Genomic DNA, 21,343 nt, shown 5'->3' on the forward strand with positions numbered 1-21,343 from the left:
AATGGATAGAATAGAATAGAATAGAATAGAATAGAATAGAATAGAGACCCAGAAGTAGTGTGAGCATTGATAATACGATTCATAGATTTCCAGCCTTTCCTAAAGATTTAACAGAGCGTGTGTGCGACTATCTGCAGAAAGGTAATCGATTTTGGAGGTATGTCAAGAGGGATTATGGTAGCAGAGGGAACTGAGATTGCCGCGTCTGCCCGCCGTGGAGGGTCGTTCCTCAGAAGCCTCTCCTCGCAACGACGGGGTCGCAATGTTGGCTTTGATTCTTATACCACACTGCTTGCGATGTGATCTTTATCTTGGCGAATATCGGACGTCAGGATCACAAGGATCACTGACCTACCAAATATCAGAGAAGATGGATTCTCCGCCGCGGCGGGCTGCCCCGCACCAAGGGACTGTCGCTCAGAGACGTCCCGCGCGAAGATGTACTAACGTGCCGAATAGGGTCGCCCAAATCCCGTTAGTCCAGCTCTTTGTCGATTTCGTATTTTTTGATTTTATCGAAGAGGGTCGTGTAGTCTATCTTTAGAATTTCGGCGCATTTCTGTTTGTTGTGGTGTCGGGCGCCCTCGCCCGACACAAAGAAGACAGTCAGGCGGGGGCTTTCAAGTCCGCCGAAGGAGGACGCCTGACTGCACTTCTGTAAATCTGTACAGGCCAGAGATTTTCGAATCCGCCAATGGAGGACGCCTGACTACACTCGCTTAATCGCTGAACCACAGGGGTTCATAGCTACGAGAGAATAAAATCGAATTGCCTAAGCTATCTAATTCCCCAAATTGTAAAAGGTCTTCATCCCCGGATAGATGGCATTGTTTCCAATCGATTCAGCTATCCTGAGTAATTGATTGTATTTAGCTATTCTATCCGTGCGGCACATAGAACCAGTCTTTATCTGCCCCGCTCCCGTCCCGACAGCGAGATCGGCAAGGGTCGCGTCTTCGGTTTCTCCCGAACGATGGGAGATGACAGTTGTGAAGCCGGATTTTTGCGCCAGAGCGATGGCATCGAGCGTTTCGGTAAGGGTGCCTATTTGATTGAGTTTGATCAAAATCGAATTTGATGATTTTTCTTTTATGCCGCGAGAAAGACGTTTTGGATTGGTAACATATAGGTCATCGCCAACTAATTGCACACGTTTGCCCAGCCTTTCAGTCAGGGCTTTCCATCCCTCCCAATCGTCTTCGGCAAGGCCGTCTTCGATTGAGATTATGGGATAGTCTTTGCATAGTCGTTCCCAGAAATCAATCATCTGTTCCGAGGTCAGATTTTTACCTTCGGCTTCGAGTTTGTATTTTTTCGTTTTTGGGTCATAGAACTCAGTCGAGGCTGGATCAAGGGCAATCATGATATCTTTGTTCGCACCCGCTTTGTAGCCTGAGGCCGAGATTGCTTCCATGATAACCTGAAGCGCCTCCTCGTTGGACTTGAGATCCGGCGCGAAGCCGCCCTCGTCTCCGACTGCTGTATTATACCCTTTTTTGTGGAGCACTTTTTTGAGAGAGCCAAAAACTTCGGCTCCCATCTGTAGCGCTGAAGCAAAATCCTTGGCTCCGACAGGCATGATCATAAACTCCTGCAGGTCGATATTATTGTCGGCATGCTTGCCGCCATTGAGAATGTTCATCATTGGCACGGGCATGACTTTGGTGTTACAGCCGCCCAGGTATTCATAGAGAAACCTGCCCGAGCTTTCAGCGGCGGCTTTGGCTGTTGCGATTGAGACTCCGAGAATGGCATTTGCGCCGAGTTTTGATTTGTTTTCGGTTCCGTCCATCGCGATTAGGTATCTATCTAAGGAGGTCTGATCGAAGGGATCAATCATGTCTTTGAGAATCGCCGGGCCGATTAGCTCATTGACATTTGCCACGGCGGTAAGAACCCCCTTGCCGAAATATTTCTTGGCGTCACCATCGCGTAGTTCGACCGCCTCATGCGCGCCTGTTGAGGCTCCTGAGGGAACGGCGGCGCGGCCAAGGGTGCCGTCGGTGAGACAGACATCGACTTCGACTGTCGGTGTGCCACGGCTGTCGAGGATTTGACGGGCATGGATATATTCAAAATCGGCCATAACGAAGTCCCTTCAGTTTGTTCAATACACCAGAATGTGGGCAAACATATTGTGTTCAGTGCAACTGGAGCAAGGAGTAATTTGAGATGGTTAGTGACCAGTTGTAAGAAATTTCTGCACCCGTTGGCGCTATCTTTAAGTTTTTGCGCTACAAAAACTTAAAGTAAAATCTCACAGACTAAAAATATTAACAAAGATTGAGCAGGCGATGCCCCGTGTTTGATCGTGGGTATGTTAACTAAGGTCAAATCGGTGGATAGTGTAAACAAAGCGGCGGAAAATTCATATATTTCTCACAATCCCCCTATTGACCTTTTGAAAATATCCGATATGTTTAGTGTGTTATCATGGTCCCAGTAGCTCTTCATTATGGGCATCAGTATGCTCAGTCGAACGTTTCGTGTTCTAGATTTTCTATGACAGACGGACTTCTGAATATCTTCGCTCCCCATGGCGCAGACGCTGGAGAATGTAAGAACCCTCAGGAGGTAGAATGAACATCTACGTCGGCAACCTGTCATATCAGGTAAGCGAAGAAGATCTTCGAACGGCTTTCGGCGAATTCGGCGAAGTGACCAAGGTTATTATCATCAAAGACAAGCTGAGCGGCGAATCCCGCGGTTTTGCCTTCGTCGAGATGGGAAGCAGCGAGTCCGGACAATCGGCAATTTCCGGGATGAATGACGCCGAGCTCAAAGGACGTCGTTTGAAAGTCAATGAAGCCCAGGCCCGTACCGATGCCCCGCGAGGCGGTGGCGGAGGAGGCGGAAGCCGCGATGGCGGCGGCGGCGGACGTCGCTAAGCCCGGCACAATAGCCACTGGGTGTAATCATCGATAAATCCTCATAGATTTTCCGATAGATTTTCCGAGCAGTTAAAAACAGGCCGACTCAATAGTCGGCCTGTTTATGTTGATGCACAGACTTTCTTTCGCGCTCTCCCCAAAGATTACGTTACGGTTATGGACTTTCGTCGGTGGAGATACATATATTAGAGTTATGGAGCAATATTATCTCTGTGCCTGTTGCGGCGAGGAAAACGAGATTCTGATAGATCCCACAAGCGGCAATCGTCAGGAATTCGTCGAAGATTGCCGGGTGTGTTGCCGTCCGAATGTTATCAAGGCATCGTTTAACAGTTATCTCAATGAATACGACCTTGAGGTTTATCAAGAAGATGTTGGTTGAGGGCGAGTGACTTCGTCTGCGCTTTCAGCATTTGGATTTTTTTTTCTGGCCGTTATAACGCGGTCTGTCTTTTTTACTATAACCCAATTTACGGCCGATGACGCATATATCACCTTCCGCTATGCGGAAAACCTGGCAGCCGGACAAGGTTTTGTCTATAATGTGGGCGAACGGGTGTTGGGGACAACGACACCGCTGTTTACTTTTCTGCTCTCCTTCTTCTCTCTTGTCGGACTCCCGACTCCCTCAAGCGCGCTTGTGTTATCGCTCATATTTTCAGGACTGACCGCCGCCTTTCTCTATCGGTTTGCGCAGTCACTTGGTTTCACCAGACTTGCATTCCTGCCGCCATTGGTTTATTCCTTTTGGCCAAGATCTTTAGTCGCTGAGACAAGCGGAATGGAGACTGCTCTTTTTACGCTTCTTGTAACTGCGGCTTTCTATTATCAGCATAAACGGCTTGATATGTACGCCATAGGTATGGCCACACTGGCAACAGTGACCCGCCCAGAAGGAATGGGTCTTTTATTGTTGATTTTATTCGTCAACGTCTGGCAACACAGGGAACGAATCAGGAAATATCTTCGTATTGCCGGGGGGATTCTTATCCCTTGGATAATTTTTGCGACATTTTATTTTGGTTCTCCGATTCCGAACTCCATACGCGGCAAGCTCGCATTGTATAGTCAATTTGGTCAGATGCCGCTCTGGGATACGGTCGTCTATCTCATGGGCTGGCATTCTATCTTCGGCTGGGTCATATTTGTCTTTGCTCTCATCGGAGCGCGATGGCTTTGGCATAAGCAGGGTTATGGGCGGCTTGAGGTTGTCTGGCTCTTCGGAATGATTGCTTTTTATAGCCTCAGCAGTTCCAAAGTGTTCTTTTGGTATATCACACCGATTTATCCGGTCTATATTCTTTTTATCAGCGCATCGTGTGTCCAGCTGGCCGACGCTATGAAGTTACGGGAGAGGGCATTTTCATACGCGCGTATTGCGGGCGGCGCGGTTTTGATTGCGGGGTTGATCTGGATAAGTCTACCGACAGTACGATATTATGCTGCCTATCAAGAAACATTGGAGCGTGTGCATAAACAGATCGGATTATATTTATTCACACAAGGCAAGGCCGGTGACAGGGTGGCGGCTGAGGATATTGGGTATATGGGCTATTATTCACAGCTCAGCATTCTTGATCGTGACGGGCTGATTTCACCCGAATTCCATATATATAATCGTCAGGCTCGCTATCTCGATGCTGTACTGGATCATACTCCGCGATGGGTTGTCGCGGCCCGCTCCAGTCCCACAAGCGCCTTTATAGATTCAGCTCGATTTACGGACAGCTATATATGGGATACATCATTTTCCGACCAAAAGTATGAGTATGTATTGTTCCAACGGAGAGAATAAAGCAGGCCGGGTCAACCATTGGAGCTTTTTGTAGGCGAATCTAAGCTCCGCGCTAACTTTGGCTGGACTTCATCCGATAAATTTAGTACAATTAAGAGAAGGCTGTTTTTCGGATTTACCGCAGAAAATGGATGGATTACCGAGTTATTTTGAGTTTACGCCTTCACATGACAAGAAATTATTAACGGAGTGTAAGTAGACAAAAATATATGAAATATTTGATAACTGGCGGGGCCGGATTTATCGGCTCCAATATTGCTCGAAAATTAATCGAAGATGGTGAGCACGTCCGCGTCCTTGATAATTTTTCGTCAGGGAAAGAAGAAAATCTTGTCGAAATCATCAATGATATTGAGTTGATCGAGGGAGATATCCGCGATTACTGGACGGTTAGCTCGACGGTAAAAGGAATGGATTATGTGCTGCACCAAGCGGCATTGCCCTCGGTCCCCAAATCCATTCTCAACCCGCTCAGTGCGAACGCGGTCAATATTGACGGCACGCTCAATGTGTTGGAAGCATCGCGGCTTGCCGGAGTGAAACGATTTGTGATGGCCTCGTCAAGCGCGGTTTATGGTGAATCAGTGGAACTGCCCAAACATGAAGGCATAATCCCATCACCTCTTTCTCCCTATGCCGTGGCAAAGCTGACAAACGAATATTACTGCAAAGTATATAACGACCTGTATAAACTCCCCACAGTGGCGCTGAGATATTTCAATATCTTTGGCCCGCGGCAGGATCCGAAGAGCGAATATGCGCCGGTCATCCCGCGTTTTATCACGCTTCTTCACAGCGGACAGAAACCGACAATCTATGGTGACGGCGAGCAATCCAGAGATTTTATATACATAGACAACGCGGTTGAAGCAAATCTCCTTGCCGCCCGTAACCCGGCCTTGTCCGGACAGGTCTTCAACGTCGCCAATGGTTTCCAATGCACCCTCAATCAATTGCTGGAGCGGTTGCGACAGATTCTCGGTGTCAATTTACCGGCTGAGTATGCGCCAGCGCGCGAGGGGGATATTCGCCACTCGTATGCTTCAATCGAAAAACTCAAAAGTTACGGCTTCAATGGATCGGTCGGGCTCGACGAGGGGCTGCAAAGAACTGTTGCCTTTTTCACCGCTCCGTCGACGACTCGGACTCATATAAGCCGATAGGTCTGTAGCTCTCTGGCGAGTAAAAACCCACCCGTTGGGTGGGTTATAAGGATTACCCCGCATCAAAAAGAAGATGAATTGAGATTGCCGCGTCACTCCTCGGAAGTCGCTCCTCGCAACGACGTGATGGGGGGGCCGGCTTTGAATCTTGCGTCACAATCCCGATATTCGCCGGGTTGATGTGATTTTTTTCCCCCGTAGCCCAGCCAACGGCTGGGTTTTTCCTGCCCAGTGTGAGATTAATCAGGTTGCTGAAATTTGGTGCGGGGCAGTCCGCCGGGGCGGACCGCACGAAGAAAATAAAACGTGCGCGACAGCGACGTCCCGCACGAAGAATAAGTAAGATCACACCGTCCGCCACGGCGGAGTGTGGTACAAGGGCTGGTACACGGGGGCGTACACCAAGCACGGATAAAGTGTGCACCTATGACAGTCAAGGCAGAGACGTCTGACTGCACGTCTTATTTTAGCTCGAGATATGGAATAGCGTTCGCCACAAATTCTCCCGGGCCGAGGATTTCATATCGAAAAAAACCGGCCGCGGCGATCATCGCCGCATTGTCAGTGCACAATTCAAGCGAGGGATAGAATAGCCGTTTGCCTTCGGATGCCAGACGCTCCTGCATGAGTGCGCGAAGTCGGCTGTTTGCAGCCACTCCGCCAGTGATTGTGACATCGGTAATCGAGTATTGCTGAGCCGCGCGGACTGTCTTTTCGACAAGAACATCGACAACGGCTTCCTGAAACGAGGCCGCGATATCGGCCTTATGTTTCTCATAGATATCTTTTTCAAGCTTTTCGAGATAGAGCGCGACGGACGTCTTGAGGCCGGAAAACGAAAAGGCATATTCTTCGTTTTTTAATCCACGCGGGAATCGAACAAACTGCGGATTTCCTTGCTTCGCCAGTTTATTGAGCGCCGCTCCTCCGGGATATCCGAGCCCCATTAACTTGGCTACTTTATCGAAGGCCTCGCCTGCGGCATCGTCGCGGGTTTTTCCCAGAATCTCATATTCTCCAAACTGTTTTACTAACACAAGCATTGTGTGTCCACCCGAAACTACGAGACTAAGGTGTCTTTGGGAGATATGTGGAAATTGAAGGAGCGGAGCGGCCAGATGTCCTTCGAGATGATTGACCGGCACAAACGGAATCTGCCTGGCAAATGAAAGTCCTTTGGCGAATGTCAACCCGACGAGCAGCGGTCCGACAAGCCCTGGTCCCTGTGTGGCGGCAATAAGTTCTATGTCATCAAGCCGCATACCGGCCTCGCGGAGCGCCTGATTATATATGGGCACTATGGTTTTGAGATGCTCGCGGCTTGCAACTTCGGGAATGACCCCGCCAAATTTTGAGTGGATCGCCTGTGACAGAATAATATTCGATAGGATCCGCTGTCCGTTTTCGACAACAGCGACCGATGTTTCATCACATGATGTTTCAATTCCCAGAGTACGCATTGGGTGGGGGAGATATCTGCACAGAATCGGCGGAAAATGATTTTAGCTTGAATATTTTCGGGTAGTCAAATTTAAGTTCGGCGCGTCCGGCGGGATCGGCCCGGCGATAATCAGCCGAAACGGTAATTGCGGATGCCGAGAGCGAATCAATCTCATCCTGCGGCCCTGACACCACCAAGTCGATTGAGCGGGGGGTCGTCGTTATTTCTGCGTCAGGCGGGGCATTGAAAACAACTATTGGAATCGACGAGAGGGTTTTTGTTTTAACAGGTACCACTTCAAGTGTGACATTCACTGTGTCGAACTTAGTCGAGAAACCTAAGAGAGACTGTTTGTTCAGAGGGGTATTTAGGGTTACTTTATCACGCAAGCCCCTGAGATCGATGGGAAGCGTGGAAACAGAAGTAAGAATGTTCATTTTCGATCGAGGTCCGGAGACACTGATATGGGAAGGTACAACGGTTATCAAACACCCAAGCGCGAAACCATCATCTGGTTCAGAACTTATTTCGGGATTGACTGGCACAGAGAACTGTGCCTGGGTGTCTATATCAAGCTTTATATAGTTTGGAGAGATAATGTCTTCGATTGACAAGTCATCAGAGGGAGCCACAAGCGAGGTGTTGAGCGGGGTCAGTTCAATAACCTGCTCACCGGCTGGATATTGAGCGGCATTGATGCGGATCCCATCTCTCTTCCATTGTTTGCGAAGAAGTTGTTTGCCCGATGCGCTGACCGCCAGAGTTACCGAATCCGGAGCAGGAGCGGACAAAGTCAATGTATCGCGAAGCGAGATTTCGGTCACTGGCAGGGACACGACATAGGTATAGTTTTTCTCGGTGGCGACATGAAGCCAAATGAGAAGAGCCAGAACAACTGCGAGCAGTTTCAGCCAAATATTTTCAAAAAAAGTCACCATAAAATGTCAACGAAGCGGGGTTTTGAGCGCTGTCTGTTGCCTCAGTATAACACATCCAACACACGGAGTAAACTATTTCGACTGATCGCGCTCACTGTTTTTCAGCGGTTGCTGATATACTTCGGGTCATTCCAATGAAATCGGGTAACGCCCTGGTCTGTCGCTACCCAGATATAATCTCCGTCGATATACAGGTCAAAAACATAATTAGAGGCAAGCCCATCGTCGGTGGTGAACTCCCAGGTTCTTGGATTTTTCCCCTCAAGAACAAAAACCGTAAGCCCTCGGTCGGATGCGACTGCGGCGATTTTGTCGTTTACCGCAAGCGCTCGCACACTGGTGCGGGTGGATAAATCCTGGAATGATGTCACCACACCCGTTCGAGCATTGACTTTAACTAGACCGTTAGTCGCCGCAAGCCAAATATTTTCGCCGGATTGTTCTATGTCAAAGACCCGGCTAAAAATAAGCTGGGTGGTATCGATAAATTCATGTAATTCTCCCGATATTAGGGATAGGCGAAAAGCGCCGGCATCGGTCGCAAGCCAGAGAAAGTCTCCAATTCTTTCGAGGTCGTATACGGCGCGGTTTGAGAACTGGTTTGGATAGACTTGCCTGATGGAATCCAAGTTGTGATGAATGAGCGTAAGTCCTCCAGCCGTTCCGACAAACAGAGAATCACCGATTTTCTTCAGTGAAAGGACATTATCATCGCCAAGACCGTGACGCCGATCGACACTTCGTATCTGCCTCCAGAACTGACGCTCTAAAATTGTCAGCCCGGTCGATGTACCTACATAGAGGGATTTGGCATCGCCTGCGAGACAGTTGACATCGACAGGCGGTAGATCGGAACTGACGCCGGATTCGATATGAAAAAACTGACTTGCGTCCCGCGTCATTGCTGTAATTCCGGTTCTCGGCTGTCCCAAGGTGGAGCCTGCAAACCAGATCAGGGTGTCCTCGACATAAATCGCATCGGTTCGGTTTTGAATAAGACCGAAAGGAAGGAGTTCCATCACCCAGGACGAGGCGCTGGCTTTTGCCGGGCCATATCCCCATGTTCCAATCCAGAGTGTGCCGCTGTTGTCATCGATAGCATCCCTGATCGAATATCTGCGGCCGTGGAGGTCAACGAAGTTACCATCGCCGAAATAATTTGACCCGACAGGAGGAATAAGCGTCTGTGATGGAGCTATATGCTCGTAATTTTTTTCAAGTTTGGGAAGCTCGGTAATCGGGAACCAACTCTCAAAGAGCAGATCGTACTCGTATAAACCGAGTTCAGTTTCTGCGTAGAGCTTATCGCCGAATGTGCCTGCCCAGATACGTTTGACCTCCTCGCCGTTGAGGCTGTTGGTGCCATTGGTCCCGGTGAGCGGCGGCTCCCACTCATTTGTCTGCTTGTTAAATCGAAGGATACCATTGGTTGTCGCGTAGAAGATATGGGTGAGTGAACTTGCGACGTGGTTGACATAACTAAACGACGCATAAGTTACGGCTTGCTTCTTCTTCCAATCTGCGGATTCGGACGAGGATTTACCCATCGCAAGAAAAGGAAAGAAGAAAGAAAACACGAAGTGAAGCATTACCGACCGTTATTTTCCATATAGTCGAGAACCGATGAGACAAGAGGCGAAGTGCCATACGCAAGTGCGGCCTCATCACAGATAAATTGAGGAGAGTGCCAGGACTTGTCAGCTTTGATTTTTTTATTCATCACACCAAGCCGAAACATCGCCCCGGGAACCTGTTCGAGGTAACAGGCGAAATCTTCGCCGCCAAGAGTCGGTTCAGTTTGAAGGACTTTGCCTTTGCCATAGAGGGAATTAAAGTTTTTCTCAAACAAGCGGTTAGTCTGCGGGTGGTTTTTCAGCAGCGGGTAGTTAGCGATTTCACGAATTTCGAAATCTGCTCCACGGGCTTTGCATATTCCTGCCAAGGTGCGTTTTATATGTAGGGGTATTTTTTTGAAGGCGTCTTCAGAGAGGGTGCGGGCTGTACCGATAATGCTGACTTGGTCGGCGATAACATTTCTCGCCGTGCCGCCTTGAATCTGCCCGAAAGTAATCGCGGCCGGCTGAACCGGATCCATTTCACGAGAAATGACTTTTTGCAAGGACTCGATGACTTCGGCGGCAACCACAATCGAATCGACCGCCAGATGCGGTCGGGCGGCATGGCCGCTTTGGCCCTTTATAATGATATCAAAGTCATAGACCGAGGCCATTGTCACGCCATCGCGCAGGCCAATTTTTCCGGTCGGGACATGGGGGTCAACATGGAGGCCGAAAATCATCTCGACATCTTTGAGCGCCCCATTGGCAATCATTGGCCGCGCTCCGCCGGGAGGAACTTCTTCGGCTGGCTGGAAGATAAATCGCACTGTTCCAGAGAAATCCTTTTTGAGCGATGCCAAAGCCGTGGCGGTCCCAAGAATTGTCGCCATATGCATATCATGTCCGCAGGCATGCATCCGGCCGTCGATTTTGGAGGAGAATGGCAGCCCTGTCGCTTCAAGAATAGGCAGGGCATCGATATCAGTTCGCACAGCAACAGTTGGACCGGGTTTATTGCCCTTCAATTCAGCCAAAAGCCCGGTTTCCATTGAAAGGGGAAGCAATTTCAAACCAAGAGCCTGAACCTGTTTTTTCAGGAAAGCTGTGGTCTGATGCTCCTCATAGGCGACTTCGGGATATTGATGAAGATGACGCCGCCATTTTATCTGATTAGCGGCAAGTGAATCGACGTTTTTCAGAATTTTTGAGGCGGTGTGTTTGTTTTCGTTTTTCATTTTCTTTATACCCTGCTTTGCCTGTAAGTGTCTGTATTTTTATAACATAGCCGACTTTGAGAGAAAGTCAACAATTGCCGAACTGGTCACATAGCCCATTTGCAGCACGAAAAATAACATTAATTTTATTATTGCTCTTTTATCGCCTCCTTGTGTATAATTATTCGCAGGTAATTACCTTAAGGTAATTTAAGTGAACGTAATTTACGGAGGGATAATATGAATGAATACGGAAGCAAACAGAATGATAACTCGAAGACAAAAGAAATCAAAATAGCTGGCAGGATTACCTTGGCGCTGATTATCTGTGTTTTGGGGGGCGGTGTTGGGCTGCCTCACACTCTACTCGGAGCGGACCGAACAGCCTATACAATAAAAGCCCCAACGCCTGATTCTCTGCTGAGAGACCTCAGTACTGACCGGCCGGACAAGACGGAGAGCCCCTATACTGTCGATGCCGGCCGGATGCAACTCGAAGTCGACCTGCTGAGCTACAGCCATGACCGGCCATCCGAAGGAGCCGACCAAACGCGGGTGACGAGTATCGGCCTCGGTATAATGAATCTCAAACTTGGATTGCGGCATAATCTTGATATTCAGTTGATCCTGCAAACGTACCAGAGGCAAAGTGTGAAAACTCCGAGCCTTGGCGTAAATGAGCAACTCTCTGGATTTGGCGACATAGTGATTAGGGTGAAGCGAAATCTGTGGGGGAACGACGGCGGACGGGTTGCATTTGGGGTCATGCCATTCATTTCCCTTCCCACGAGCGGCTCAGAACGCGGGAGTGGGAATGTCGAAGGAGGCGTGATTTTCCCACTAGCTGTTGGACTGAGTGACAAGTGGGGAATGGGACTTATGGCCGAAACCGATTTGGTTCGTAACGGAGCCGACGACGGCTATGACCTCACTTTGATAACCTCGGCTACCATAAGTCATAGCCTTTCCGATGCCTTGGGCGCATACGCCGAACTTTTCAATAAATCAAATGCCGATGTTGCAACACCGCGAGTAACGACCGGCGATCTTGGACTGACCTATGGCGTCAGCGGCAATCTCCAGCTCGACGGCGGAGTCAATATTGGCCTGACAAAGTCAGCGGAGAACATAAATCCATTTTTGGGATTCAGTAGTCGATTTTAACATGAAAATTGTATGAAAGAAATCGCAAGTACACTCACTGCGGCGCAGCAGGATTATCTTGAGACCATTTACCGGATGGAACGGGCCAACAATGTTGATAATGTTCGTGTGACCGATATCGCCGCCGAGCTCGGGACGCGGCTACCGACTGTCACCCGCACAGTCACAAAACTTACCCAGTTGGGATTGCTTCGCCATGACCATAGACAGGAAGTAGACCTGACAGCGGCAGGGAGGAAAATCGCTCAGGATGTGGTACATAGACATGACGACCTTGTATGCTTTTTCACCGACATACTTGGACTATCTCCAAAGCTTGCTGAAATTGATGCCTGCCAGATTGAACATGGTATTTCCGCCAAGACCGCACAGCGACTGCATGAGTTCATTGAATATATGAGAACGCTCTCCGAAGAAGAGCGCACAATAATTACTGGTTTCCAGAAGACGGCTTCGCGGGGGGAATCGGATTTCAAAAATCTTCCGGCCAAAAAGGTCAGCGGCTGGCGAAGCTAAATAATAAAAAAAGAATGGAATAGACAAACGAATGAAACAGTATCACATACACAACACATTTCTGTCTCTGCTATTAATTTTGGCCGCTGTCACGGGAGGTTGCGCCAAAAATGATCAGACCGCCGCGAAAGAAAAGCTTTCTATTGTTACGACAACGGGGATGATTGCCGATGCGGCCTCAATTATCGGCGGTGACAATATCCAAGTGACCGCGCTGATGGGGCCGGGTGTGGACCCGCATCTTTACAAAGCGACAAAAGGAGACGTCGATCAGCTCGAGACGGCGGATTTGATACTGTACAATGGCCTCCATCTCGAAGGCAAAATGGTCGATGTCTTTGAGAACATGTCGAAATCAAAACCAACAGTCGCAGTGGCGGCCGTAATTCTGGATTCAGAACTCCGCCATCCGACCGAATTTCAAGGACATCCCGACCCGCATGTCTGGTTCGATGTTTCACTCTGGCGGATGGCCGTCGGAGCGGTAGCTTTCGAAATTGCTCAGCTTGATTCTGTAAATCGTCCCCTGTATCATGAACGCGCTACGGTCTATCTTGACTCCTTGACCCAGCTTCATCAGTGGGTGCAGGAACAGATGGCAACAATTCCCGAAGACCAGCGAATTTTAGTTACCGCGCATGATGCCTTCGGCTATTTTGGCCGCGCCTATAATATTGAAGTGCGGGGTCTGCAGGGGATTTCAACTGTCACCGAAGCGGGCCTCTACGATGTCACCGCTATGGTTGACCTGCTTGTATCACAGAAAATAAAGGCGGTCTTCGTCGAATCCTCAGTGCCTAAGAAAACGATCGAAGCCGTTGTCGAAGGCTGTACATCTCGCGGGCATAAGGTCATAATCGGCGGAGAGCTTTTTTCCGATGCGATGGGACAGTCAGGCACGCCCGAAGGAACATATCTCGGGATGGTGCGGCACAATGTCAACACAATTGTCGCGGCGTTGCGATAAGGACACTTCTATCTATGATAAAGAATGACCGTCCAGTTCCAATCGAAGTTCATGACTTGACCGTGGCCTATCGCAAAAAACCGGTACTGTGGAATATTGATTTTTCGCTCCCTGAAGGACATTTGATTGGACTTGTAGGACCGAACGGCGCCGGCAAGTCCACTCTTATTCAGGCCATCATGGGTCTTCTTCCTGTTTTGTCGGGCTATGTTAAAGTCTACGGCCACCCGCTTGAGAAAAACCGTCAGTTGATAGGCTATGTACCTCAGCGGGAATCTGTCGATTGGGATTTTCCAGTTGATGCCCTCGATGTTGTGACGATGGGTCGTTATGGTCACATGAACGCATTCGGAAAACTTTCAAAGCAGGATCGGGAGATTGCGCTGTCGGCGCTCGACAAAGTCGGCATGGCGGATTTTGCGAAACGCCAGATAAGCCAGCTCTCCGGTGGACAGCAGCAGCGAGTATTTATCGCAAGGGCCCTTGCTCAGGAAGCATCGGTCTATCTGATGGATGAGCCGTTTGCCGGCGTCGACGCTAACACCGAAAAAGCGATAGTGGCACTACTCAAAGAACTTAAAGATCGCGGCAAAACCTGTCTGGTCGTTCATCATGATCTGCACACAGTGCGTGAGTATTTCGACTGGGTCATGCTGCTCAATATGCGGCTTGTAAAATTTGGCCCGACAGCTGAGATATACAATGAGGAAAATCTCAGGGCGACATATGGCGGAAAACTTGTGTTGCTTGCCGAAGCCGCAGAGAAACTTATCACGAAATCATAACCGTATGGATTTTTGGGAATTAACGGTTCGATTTTTTTCATTGGCCGATGCCAATGTTCGGCAGGTAATCGCCGGCTCCATTCTTTTGGGCGGAGCCGCTGGAGCTTTGGGCTGTTTTGCCTATCTGCAAAGACGCTCGTTGCTTGGCGATGCACTGGCCCATGCCGCTCTGCCGGGTGTCGGACTTGCATTTTTAATCGTAGGCCAGAAAGAATTCGTGCCGCTATTACTTGGCGCGACTGCCACCGCGTGGCTTGGCGCGCTTTCCATTAATGCCATCGACCGCTACACGAAAATCAAGCTCGATGCCGCATTGGGAATTGTTCTGACTGTTTTTTTCGGTTTAGGAATAGTAATCCTGACCCACATTCAAAAAAGCGGGTCGGGATCCCAGGCCGGGCTTGGAAGTTTTATCTTTGGTCAAGCGGCGGCGATGAGCCGCCAGGATGTTGTAGCGCTTGCTGTTGTGACTGTGTGCATGTTGAGCGTGGTTACAATTGGTTATCGCCATTTCAAATTGGTTTCTTTTGACACAGGATTCGCATTCGCTGTCGGGCTTCCGGTCGGTAGGCTTCAATTTATTCTGACAACCATGATCGTGTTGGCCGTCACAGTCGGTCTGCAGGCTGTCGGTGTTGTGCTCATGGCCGCAATGTTAATTACCCCCGCCGCCGCCGCGCGACAGTGGACAGACAGATTGCCGCGAATGCTAATGCTGGCTTCGATATTCGGAATGTTGGCCGGACTTTTTGGTTCATACATATCGTTTCTTAAGCCGTCACTTCCTACCGGCCCTTGGATAGTTATTGTAGTGAGCGGAATTTTTGCGGTCTCAATTTTATTTTCGCCAAGACGGGGAGTCCTCATCCGTATCCTTCGCCACTACCAACATCGCGGCAAAATAACGCGAGACCATTTGGTCAAATCACTCTATAGAGTAGGCATGGAGCGCGAAAATTGGTATGCCTACTATCCCGTTTCTGAAATAGCTCATATGTGGTCGTTTACTCCCACAGAATTGCGGTCGGGGCTTTCGCAGTTGACGGCGCAGGGATTTCTTGAGCGTGAAGTCGACATGTATAGGCTAACCCAAAATGGCGTGTCAGCGGGGGCCAGAGTGACGCGTCTTCATCGGCTGTGGGAGGTTTATCTTACTCGCTATCTTGAATTGCCGGGCGATCATGTCCATCGCGATGCTGAGGATATGGAGCATATTATCACACCCGAAATGGAAGAGCAGCTAAGTCAGATGCTCGACCACCCTGTCTTTGACCCGCACCTTCAGCCTATTCCCTATCCTACAGAACAGAAGGGCGTATGACACCAGACTTATGGATTATCCTGACCGGTATTCTTGCGGCCTCGGCCTGCGGACTGATCGGATGTTTTTTAGTACTCAGGCAAAACGCCATGCTTGGCGATGCCATCTCCCATGCGGTACTGCCCGGTCTGGTGATAGCCTTTCTTGTGACATCGAGCAGGAATGTCTTGCCAATGGTGATTGGCGCGGGGGTTATGGGAATCGCGACCGCGTATCTCTCTGAACTGCTGAGCCGAACAGGGCGGCTCTATAAAGATGCCGCGCTCGGGATAGTTTTCACACTGCTCTTTGCTATCGGTGTCATTTTAGTTTCGATTTTCACTGGGCAAATAGATTTGGATCAAGAATGCGTGCTCTATGGCGAGATCGCCTATACGCCATGGGATACATTTACACTGAATGGACAAAGCATCGGACCACGGGCGGTCTGGATTTTGGGCGGGGCCTTTTTGATCAACCTGATTTTCATTGGACTATTTTATAAGCAGTTAAAGATTTCTTCGTTTGATCCGCGCATGGCCAAAGCGATCGGCGTTTCGGAACGCGTATGGCACTACGCCCTTATGACAGTCGTATCGCTTACAGTCGTTGCGGCCTTCGAATCTGTTGGAGCCATTTTGGTGGTTGCCATGCTCATAATCCCGGGCGCGACTGCCTATCTGCTCACCTCGCGTCTGATTGTGATGCTGGCGCTTTCGGTTCTGGTCGGCATCATCTGCGCGGTTGGAGGATTTTTTGCGGCTTCGTATTTCGATGCCTCGATTGCAGGTTTCATGGCGGTTGTGGGCGGGATTGTTTTTGTGCTTGCGGCGTTCGGCGCAAAATTGGCCCGACGGTTTGCGCGGGCATAAAAAAAGTTTTATGCGCGTAGCAATTTTAAACTCACGCCAGTCACTCCGGCCATGCGGCGGCGATGCATGGATCAAAAAGACAATCGAAACCGTGCGGTGGATCAAGCAGAATAATTTCACGCTTATCAGTTCAACGGGAATGTCGACGTGGGAATTGGTGACGGCGCTGGCCTCGATAGAACAAGTCCCGCTTGAGTTGTACTTGGTTCAAGACCCAAAACAATCTCAGTCCGAACAAACGGAACACATTCTCTCACAGTTCGGCCTTGCAATGAGGATGGTTACTTGTATTCAAGTTTCTGCGACTGCATCGGATGGTAAATCCGAAATCCTTCACGCTCGTGACATGGCAATTTTGTCCGCGGCGGGGATTCTCGTTCCGATATCCATACGGCCAGAGGGGAATCTAAGTTCGTTAATCACCCAAGCCAAAGCTGGCGGCAAACAGATTGTGCAAGACTTTGAAACAACGCACAAAAAGCCGGATGAACAATATTCGTACATGTTGGATCGTCAAACATTGACCTCATCAATATGCAATTGTAAGTATGATTATATAATTCATTGGACCCGCGCGACCCATGGCCGCTGGCCGAACGAGCGAAGCCTTGATTATTATAGAGATATCATCTCGTCGATAAAATACCCGCGTGGCGCATTCGACACGCTTTGCAGGATTTTGGAACAAAGGAAGATACTTGGCTCTGCTTGGCGTATGCCCGGAAAAATTGCGACAGCCTCATTTTCTGATCTGGCTCCTTCAGAAGCCATTTCACTTATGCGATGGCGGGCGAGGTTTTCACAGATGTCATTTGAACCGTATGGAATAGGCATCAGGAAAGAGTATGCCCAGCGGCTCGGAATTGAACCAGTGGTTTATTATGATTCGTCAGATAAGTCAAGTGTAGGCGGAATTGAACCATGGCAAACCCAATCAATCGGACAAGTGACCGACTGGCGGAATGAGCATGAGTATCGGATGCGCGGGGATTGTGATTTGTCGACCGTACCTGCGGAGCAGATGTGCGTATTTACGAGATTTGCCAAGGAGGCGGTATCTGTGCGGAAGAAGTTCGGGTTTGAGGCGGTGTCGTTTCTTGATTGAATCGAAGATAGGAGGGCCAGCCACACCGGGCAGGCTTGGAGGGTCGAGTCTCAGAAGCCTGCAACGGATTCGCAACGAAACATTCACAATGTCGTACCGGGAAGGCCGGTATCTATCATTAATTTTCTTTGCGCGGTCCGCCGCGGCGGACTGTCGCGCGCCAACTGACCGTCAGGTCACACCTATATTCTTGCTCACGCAACGATATAGTCAAGACCCGACGGAATATTTAACTGAGATTGCCGCGTCACTCCTAGGAAGTCGCTCCTCGCAACGACATATTGAGGATAAGCTGGTGCACGAGGACGCACACCACCCACGTAACATGGGGTTGCTTCTTAAATCGTGTAGCACACCGCTTGCGGTGTGATCTTTATGTAGGTACTGGCCAGAGACGGCCTGCACGCTTATTTACCCTGGATTCCGGCCTGCGCCGGAATGACATTGAGAGAGTGGGCCAGTCCCGACGGTCATCGGAACAGTGGTCCTATACTTCCGTGAATAAAGAATCACTGAACCGCTGCCCGCCGCGGCGGAATCGCTACAGGAGGAAGAAAACATGAGATTGCCATGCCTCGCCTAAGAAGTCTCTGCCCGCAATGACGTGCTGCGAGATTCGATATTTCCCTCTTCACCTATTTCAGCAGAAGCATCTTTCGACTCGCAGCGAAATCTCCCACATGCAATGTGTACAGGTAAAGCCCCGAAGCAAATGAACCGGCATTCCACTCAATATCAACTCGGCCGGCTTTGCCCTGCCCATCAAATTTTTTCACCGCTTGCCCGAGAGTGTTGTAAATAGTCAACTCGTAATCACTGGCCGATGGCATTTCAAATGAAATGGTCGTGGATGGATTAAATGGATTCGGATAGTTTTGGTGCAAGCTATATGACCCGGGAAGTAATTCCTCGCCCGGCTCTTCGACATCGGTCGGCACCGAAGATGCCTTATTGGCCGCCGCCGTTATCTCTGCAAAAGTCTCTCCAGCCAGAAGCGCAAAGGCGACTGTATCAGATGCGCCTGCGGCGAGGCTCAGCGGCCCGACTGCCAGCACCTGACATAAATCAAACAATGACGCTTTAAATGTATTGGCGGTGGCAACTCCATTTGTGAGTGAGGTATATTTTTCCGCCATCGTAAAGCCATCACCATTATTTGCTGGCGTGTAGACCAACAGATCGGCCCGGGCAGTAAAGGCCGAGGACAGTGTCGCATCAATCGCTTTCACACCTCGAAAATCTGAGAGTAAGCCGCCTGTGTTGTGTGCTGTCCATAGAAAATTGCTGGTGTCGTCGTATCCCCCGGCATTGTCTGCAAAGCCGACCGCATCCCAATCTAAAAAGAGTCCGACTCGAAGACCATTCAATACGGAGGCCGTTTTGTTTCTGATGATAAAACGGATAATAACAAAATCATTATTGGGTCCGGAACGCACAAATGATTCCTGAGTAATTTCCAAGCCGATGGGAGTTTTGGCGCTGTCATCGGTGAATTTGGAATAGGTCTGCTGAAGGGCGGCATCGCCGGGACTTTCATAGACAATATTGCCGCCCGGTGCGACAACAAAATCCAGCTCCGGCTCAAAGATAAACTCGTGCACACCGCTTGAGACTTTTGTTGGGCCGGTGCCAATCATAAGTCCGGCTTCGTACAGGTGATTGCCGCTCCCATCAAATTTAAAACCAGACCCGCCAGCCGGAAAAAGTGATCCTGGGCCAAGACCATATACGCCGTAATTTGAAACTGTAAACTCGATTCGGCCCGGTGTGTGAGTCGCCATTGATCTCCGGCTTTTCGGCTCTACCAGAAAGAAAAGTTTGGCCGTTTGGGTAAAGCCCGTTCCGGTGATTAAGACATCGAGCGAAACCAAGGCCCCAACCGGAACGATTGGCGAGACTGTAACCTGGATATTATCTGATGACGTTACCGTATCATTACGGATAATCGTTCCAAAGGAAGCGCTGCCGTCCTGTACTGTCAGGAAGGGATTGCTTCCGGTAATGGTAAGATTCACATTGGCGGCGTTGGCTCCAAGATTTTGCAAAATAACTTTGCCGGCAATAATATCACCCGGGTCAATCGGCTGGTGCGGGAAATCATAGACGCGGATGTTCGCGTCTATCCCCGTTGAAGAGAGAGCATTTAGGGCATTGACACAATCAATGGATCCCCAGCCGGCGATATTGTTGGGGATTGCCCCAAGACCGGTGCGTACCGTTGAATTGAGGATCGCCAGCTTTATCTCGCGCACTGTTGCATTCGGATTCTTCTGTCTGAGGAGCGCAACCAGTCCCGAGACGTGCGGAGCGGCCATCGATGTGCCAGTTCCCGGCTGGATTTGATTGGTTGGATATGTCGAACGAACACTTTGACCCGGCGCGACAACATTTGGCTTTATTCCTCCGCCAACACATTCCGATGGTCCGCGAGAGGAACTTCCGGAGACAACTGCTGGGCTGACGGTAGCATTGAGATTGCCGACAGCGAACATATCAAGGCTGTCAAGGGCGCGGGTGGCCGGATTTCTGATGGCATTCGGAGTCGATCCTTCATTTCCGGCGGCGAATATATTGACAATACCAAGCGCCTCGGTGTTTTCTACGGCCTCAAAAAAAGCATCAAGACAGCCAATATCGGCATAGCCCCAGCTATGGTTGATAACATCGGGAACATCATCGACAGTGTTCGGATTCCCATCGGGATTAGCCGCCCATTCGAAAGCTTCCAAAATTGAAGCGCCGGGAATATCAATGACTGCCGCTGAAATCCATTTGGCGGCAGGAGCAACTCCGGTCGTCTCGGGGGCGATGCCGACCATAGTCCCCATCGTGTGAGTGCCATGCCAAAAGGAAACTCCTCCGGTCGAGAAGGTATGTGGAAACTTTGTGTCCTGAAGCGGGTCAAACCAAGCCGCAGTCGAGTCTCCGTCTTTACCCTTCCAGTTATTGGCAAGTCCTGTGTGCGAGCCCTGGACGCCGGTATCAAAGGAACAGACCACCCGTCCGGCTCCGGTATAGCCCATGCCCCATGCTTGAGGAGCGCGGATATAGGTCAGGTTTGCAGTGACCGATGTCGACAACGCGGGTTGTTCGGCTAGGATTTCAGGTTCGATCAGCTCAACCCGTAGTTTATGACTTATTATCTCCACGTCGGAGCGGAGAGCAATCTTTTCGATTTCGGAGAGTGCGATATCAGCCTCGATAATATTTGCAATCCATCGACCGTGAATGTTATCAGCGCGAAAGGTGGCCTTTAGTTCTTCCAAATAGTCAATTAGTGATTCTTGGGAAGCGGCGTTTTCGCTTTTGAGAACCCCGGCAGCCGATTGGTAGCGTTCGGCTCGATCGAGTGAAACATCAGCAACAGTGGCGGCGAGACGGGCTTGCTGTCGTTCACTGTGAAGCTTAATCCATACTGGGACAAGCGAGTCGGCGCGAGCAGTGGAAATCGATGATGCAAGCTCGGGGGTCAATTCACCAGCGTTGATTGAGAGTGTGGCAGAGAGAAAAAGGGCAGTAAGTAAAAGTAAAAATCGAGGCTGGTTCATAATGGCTCCAATGCAGAGGATAGAATCGGACGGTTTGTATTTAGAATCACTGTTGAAGATAGTGAAAAAAAGTGGTTTGGGCTGA

17 protein-coding genes are annotated in these 21,343 nt (G+C 49.8%); 11 read left to right on the plus strand and 6 right to left on the minus strand.

Annotated elements, in window-relative coordinates:
- Positions 1 to 781: 781 nt before the first annotated feature.
- Positions 782 to 2,086 carry a phosphopyruvate hydratase gene (eno, locus tag SGI97_06540; GenBank protein MDZ4723544.1) on the minus strand — a complete coding sequence of 435 codons (1,305 nt, stop codon included), beginning with the start codon at positions 2,084 to 2,086 and terminating at the stop codon, positions 782 to 784.
- 493 nt (positions 2,087 to 2,579) lie between these two features.
- Here eno and SGI97_06545 point away from each other — a divergent pair, with 493 nt between their 5' ends.
- The 4 genes from SGI97_06545 (at position 2,580) to SGI97_06560 (ending at position 5,849) form a co-directional block, all read left to right on the plus strand.
- Positions 2,580 to 2,888, plus strand: a complete 309-nt coding sequence (locus SGI97_06545) for an RNA-binding protein (protein MDZ4723545.1) — start codon at positions 2,580 to 2,582, stop codon at positions 2,886 to 2,888.
- Between the two features lie 106 nt (positions 2,889 to 2,994).
- Positions 2,995 to 3,273 (plus strand): CPXCG motif-containing cysteine-rich protein, encoded by a 279-nt coding sequence (locus SGI97_06550; GenBank protein MDZ4723546.1) that lies wholly within the window; start codon positions 2,995 to 2,997, stop codon positions 3,271 to 3,273.
- Between the two features lie 6 nt (positions 3,274 to 3,279).
- Positions 3,280 to 4,686, plus strand: a complete 1,407-nt coding sequence (locus SGI97_06555) for a hypothetical protein (GenBank protein MDZ4723547.1) — start codon at positions 3,280 to 3,282, stop codon at positions 4,684 to 4,686.
- A 209-nt stretch (positions 4,687 to 4,895) separates the two neighbouring features.
- Positions 4,896 to 5,849, plus strand: a complete 954-nt coding sequence (locus SGI97_06560; GenBank protein ID MDZ4723548.1) for an SDR family oxidoreductase — start codon at positions 4,896 to 4,898, stop codon at positions 5,847 to 5,849.
- Positions 5,850 to 6,310: 461 nt separating this feature from the next.
- Here SGI97_06560 and tsaD read toward each other — a convergent pair whose 3' ends face one another.
- From tsaD to SGI97_06580, 4 genes are all read right to left on the minus strand, one after another.
- Positions 6,311 to 7,309 carry a tRNA (adenosine(37)-N6)-threonylcarbamoyltransferase complex transferase subunit TsaD gene (tsaD, locus tag SGI97_06565; GenBank protein ID MDZ4723549.1) on the minus strand — a complete coding sequence of 333 codons (999 nt, stop codon included), beginning with the start codon at positions 7,307 to 7,309 and terminating at the stop codon, positions 6,311 to 6,313.
- A complete protein-coding gene (locus tag SGI97_06570; protein MDZ4723550.1) occupies positions 7,290 to 8,228 on the minus strand; it encodes a CdaR family protein in 939 nt (312 codons plus the stop codon). The genes tsaD and SGI97_06570 overlap by 20 nt, the downstream gene beginning before the upstream one ends.
- A gap of 101 nt (positions 8,229 to 8,329) precedes the next feature.
- Complete coding sequence (locus SGI97_06575; protein MDZ4723551.1) at positions 8,330 to 9,817, minus strand: hypothetical protein; 1,488 nt, start codon at positions 9,815 to 9,817, stop codon at positions 8,330 to 8,332.
- Entirely contained in the window at positions 9,817 to 11,022 is a 1,206-nt protein-coding gene (locus tag SGI97_06580; protein MDZ4723552.1) for a M20 family metallopeptidase, read from the minus strand. The genes SGI97_06575 and SGI97_06580 overlap by 1 nt, the downstream gene beginning before the upstream one ends.
- Before the next feature lie 219 nt (positions 11,023 to 11,241).
- On the opposite strand from SGI97_06580, the gene SGI97_06585 reads away from it, so the two are divergent.
- From SGI97_06585 to SGI97_06615, 7 genes are read left to right on the plus strand one after another with little or no spacing between them, the layout of a single operon-like run.
- Positions 11,242 to 12,165 (plus strand): transporter, encoded by a 924-nt coding sequence (locus tag SGI97_06585; GenBank protein MDZ4723553.1) that lies wholly within the window; start codon positions 11,242 to 11,244, stop codon positions 12,163 to 12,165.
- Between the two features lie 12 nt (positions 12,166 to 12,177).
- A complete protein-coding gene (locus tag SGI97_06590; protein ID MDZ4723554.1) occupies positions 12,178 to 12,681 on the plus strand; it encodes a metal-dependent transcriptional regulator in 504 nt (167 codons plus the stop codon).
- A 31-nt stretch (positions 12,682 to 12,712) separates the two neighbouring features.
- The gene (locus tag SGI97_06595) at positions 12,713 to 13,648 is read left to right on the plus strand and encodes a zinc ABC transporter substrate-binding protein (GenBank protein ID MDZ4723555.1); all 936 of its coding nucleotides are present in this window, start codon (positions 12,713 to 12,715) and stop codon (positions 13,646 to 13,648) included.
- 14 nt (positions 13,649 to 13,662) lie between these two features.
- Positions 13,663 to 14,433, plus strand: coding sequence for an ABC transporter ATP-binding protein (locus SGI97_06600; protein MDZ4723556.1), 771 nt, complete (start codon positions 13,663 to 13,665; stop codon positions 14,431 to 14,433).
- Between the two features lie 4 nt (positions 14,434 to 14,437).
- Entirely contained in the window at positions 14,438 to 15,754 is a 1,317-nt protein-coding gene (locus SGI97_06605) for a metal ABC transporter permease (GenBank protein ID MDZ4723557.1), read from the plus strand.
- Complete coding sequence (locus SGI97_06610; protein MDZ4723558.1) at positions 15,751 to 16,605, plus strand: metal ABC transporter permease; 855 nt, start codon at positions 15,751 to 15,753, stop codon at positions 16,603 to 16,605. The genes SGI97_06605 and SGI97_06610 overlap by 4 nt, the downstream gene beginning before the upstream one ends.
- Positions 16,606 to 16,615: 10 nt before the next feature.
- On the plus strand, positions 16,616 to 17,710 hold the full coding sequence (locus SGI97_06615; protein ID MDZ4723559.1) for a hypothetical protein: 1,095 nt from the start codon (positions 16,616 to 16,618) through the stop codon (positions 17,708 to 17,710).
- 635 nt (positions 17,711 to 18,345) lie between these two features.
- On the opposite strand, the gene SGI97_06620 is transcribed toward SGI97_06615, so the two are convergent.
- A complete protein-coding gene (locus SGI97_06620; GenBank protein ID MDZ4723560.1) occupies positions 18,346 to 21,258 on the minus strand; it encodes a S8 family serine peptidase in 2,913 nt (970 codons plus the stop codon).
- Positions 21,259 to 21,343 lie beyond the last annotated feature (85 nt).

This window comes from Candidatus Zixiibacteriota bacterium (assembly GCA_034439475.1).
GTDB lineage: Bacteria > Zixibacteria > MSB-5A5 > GN15 > FEB-12 > JAWXAN01.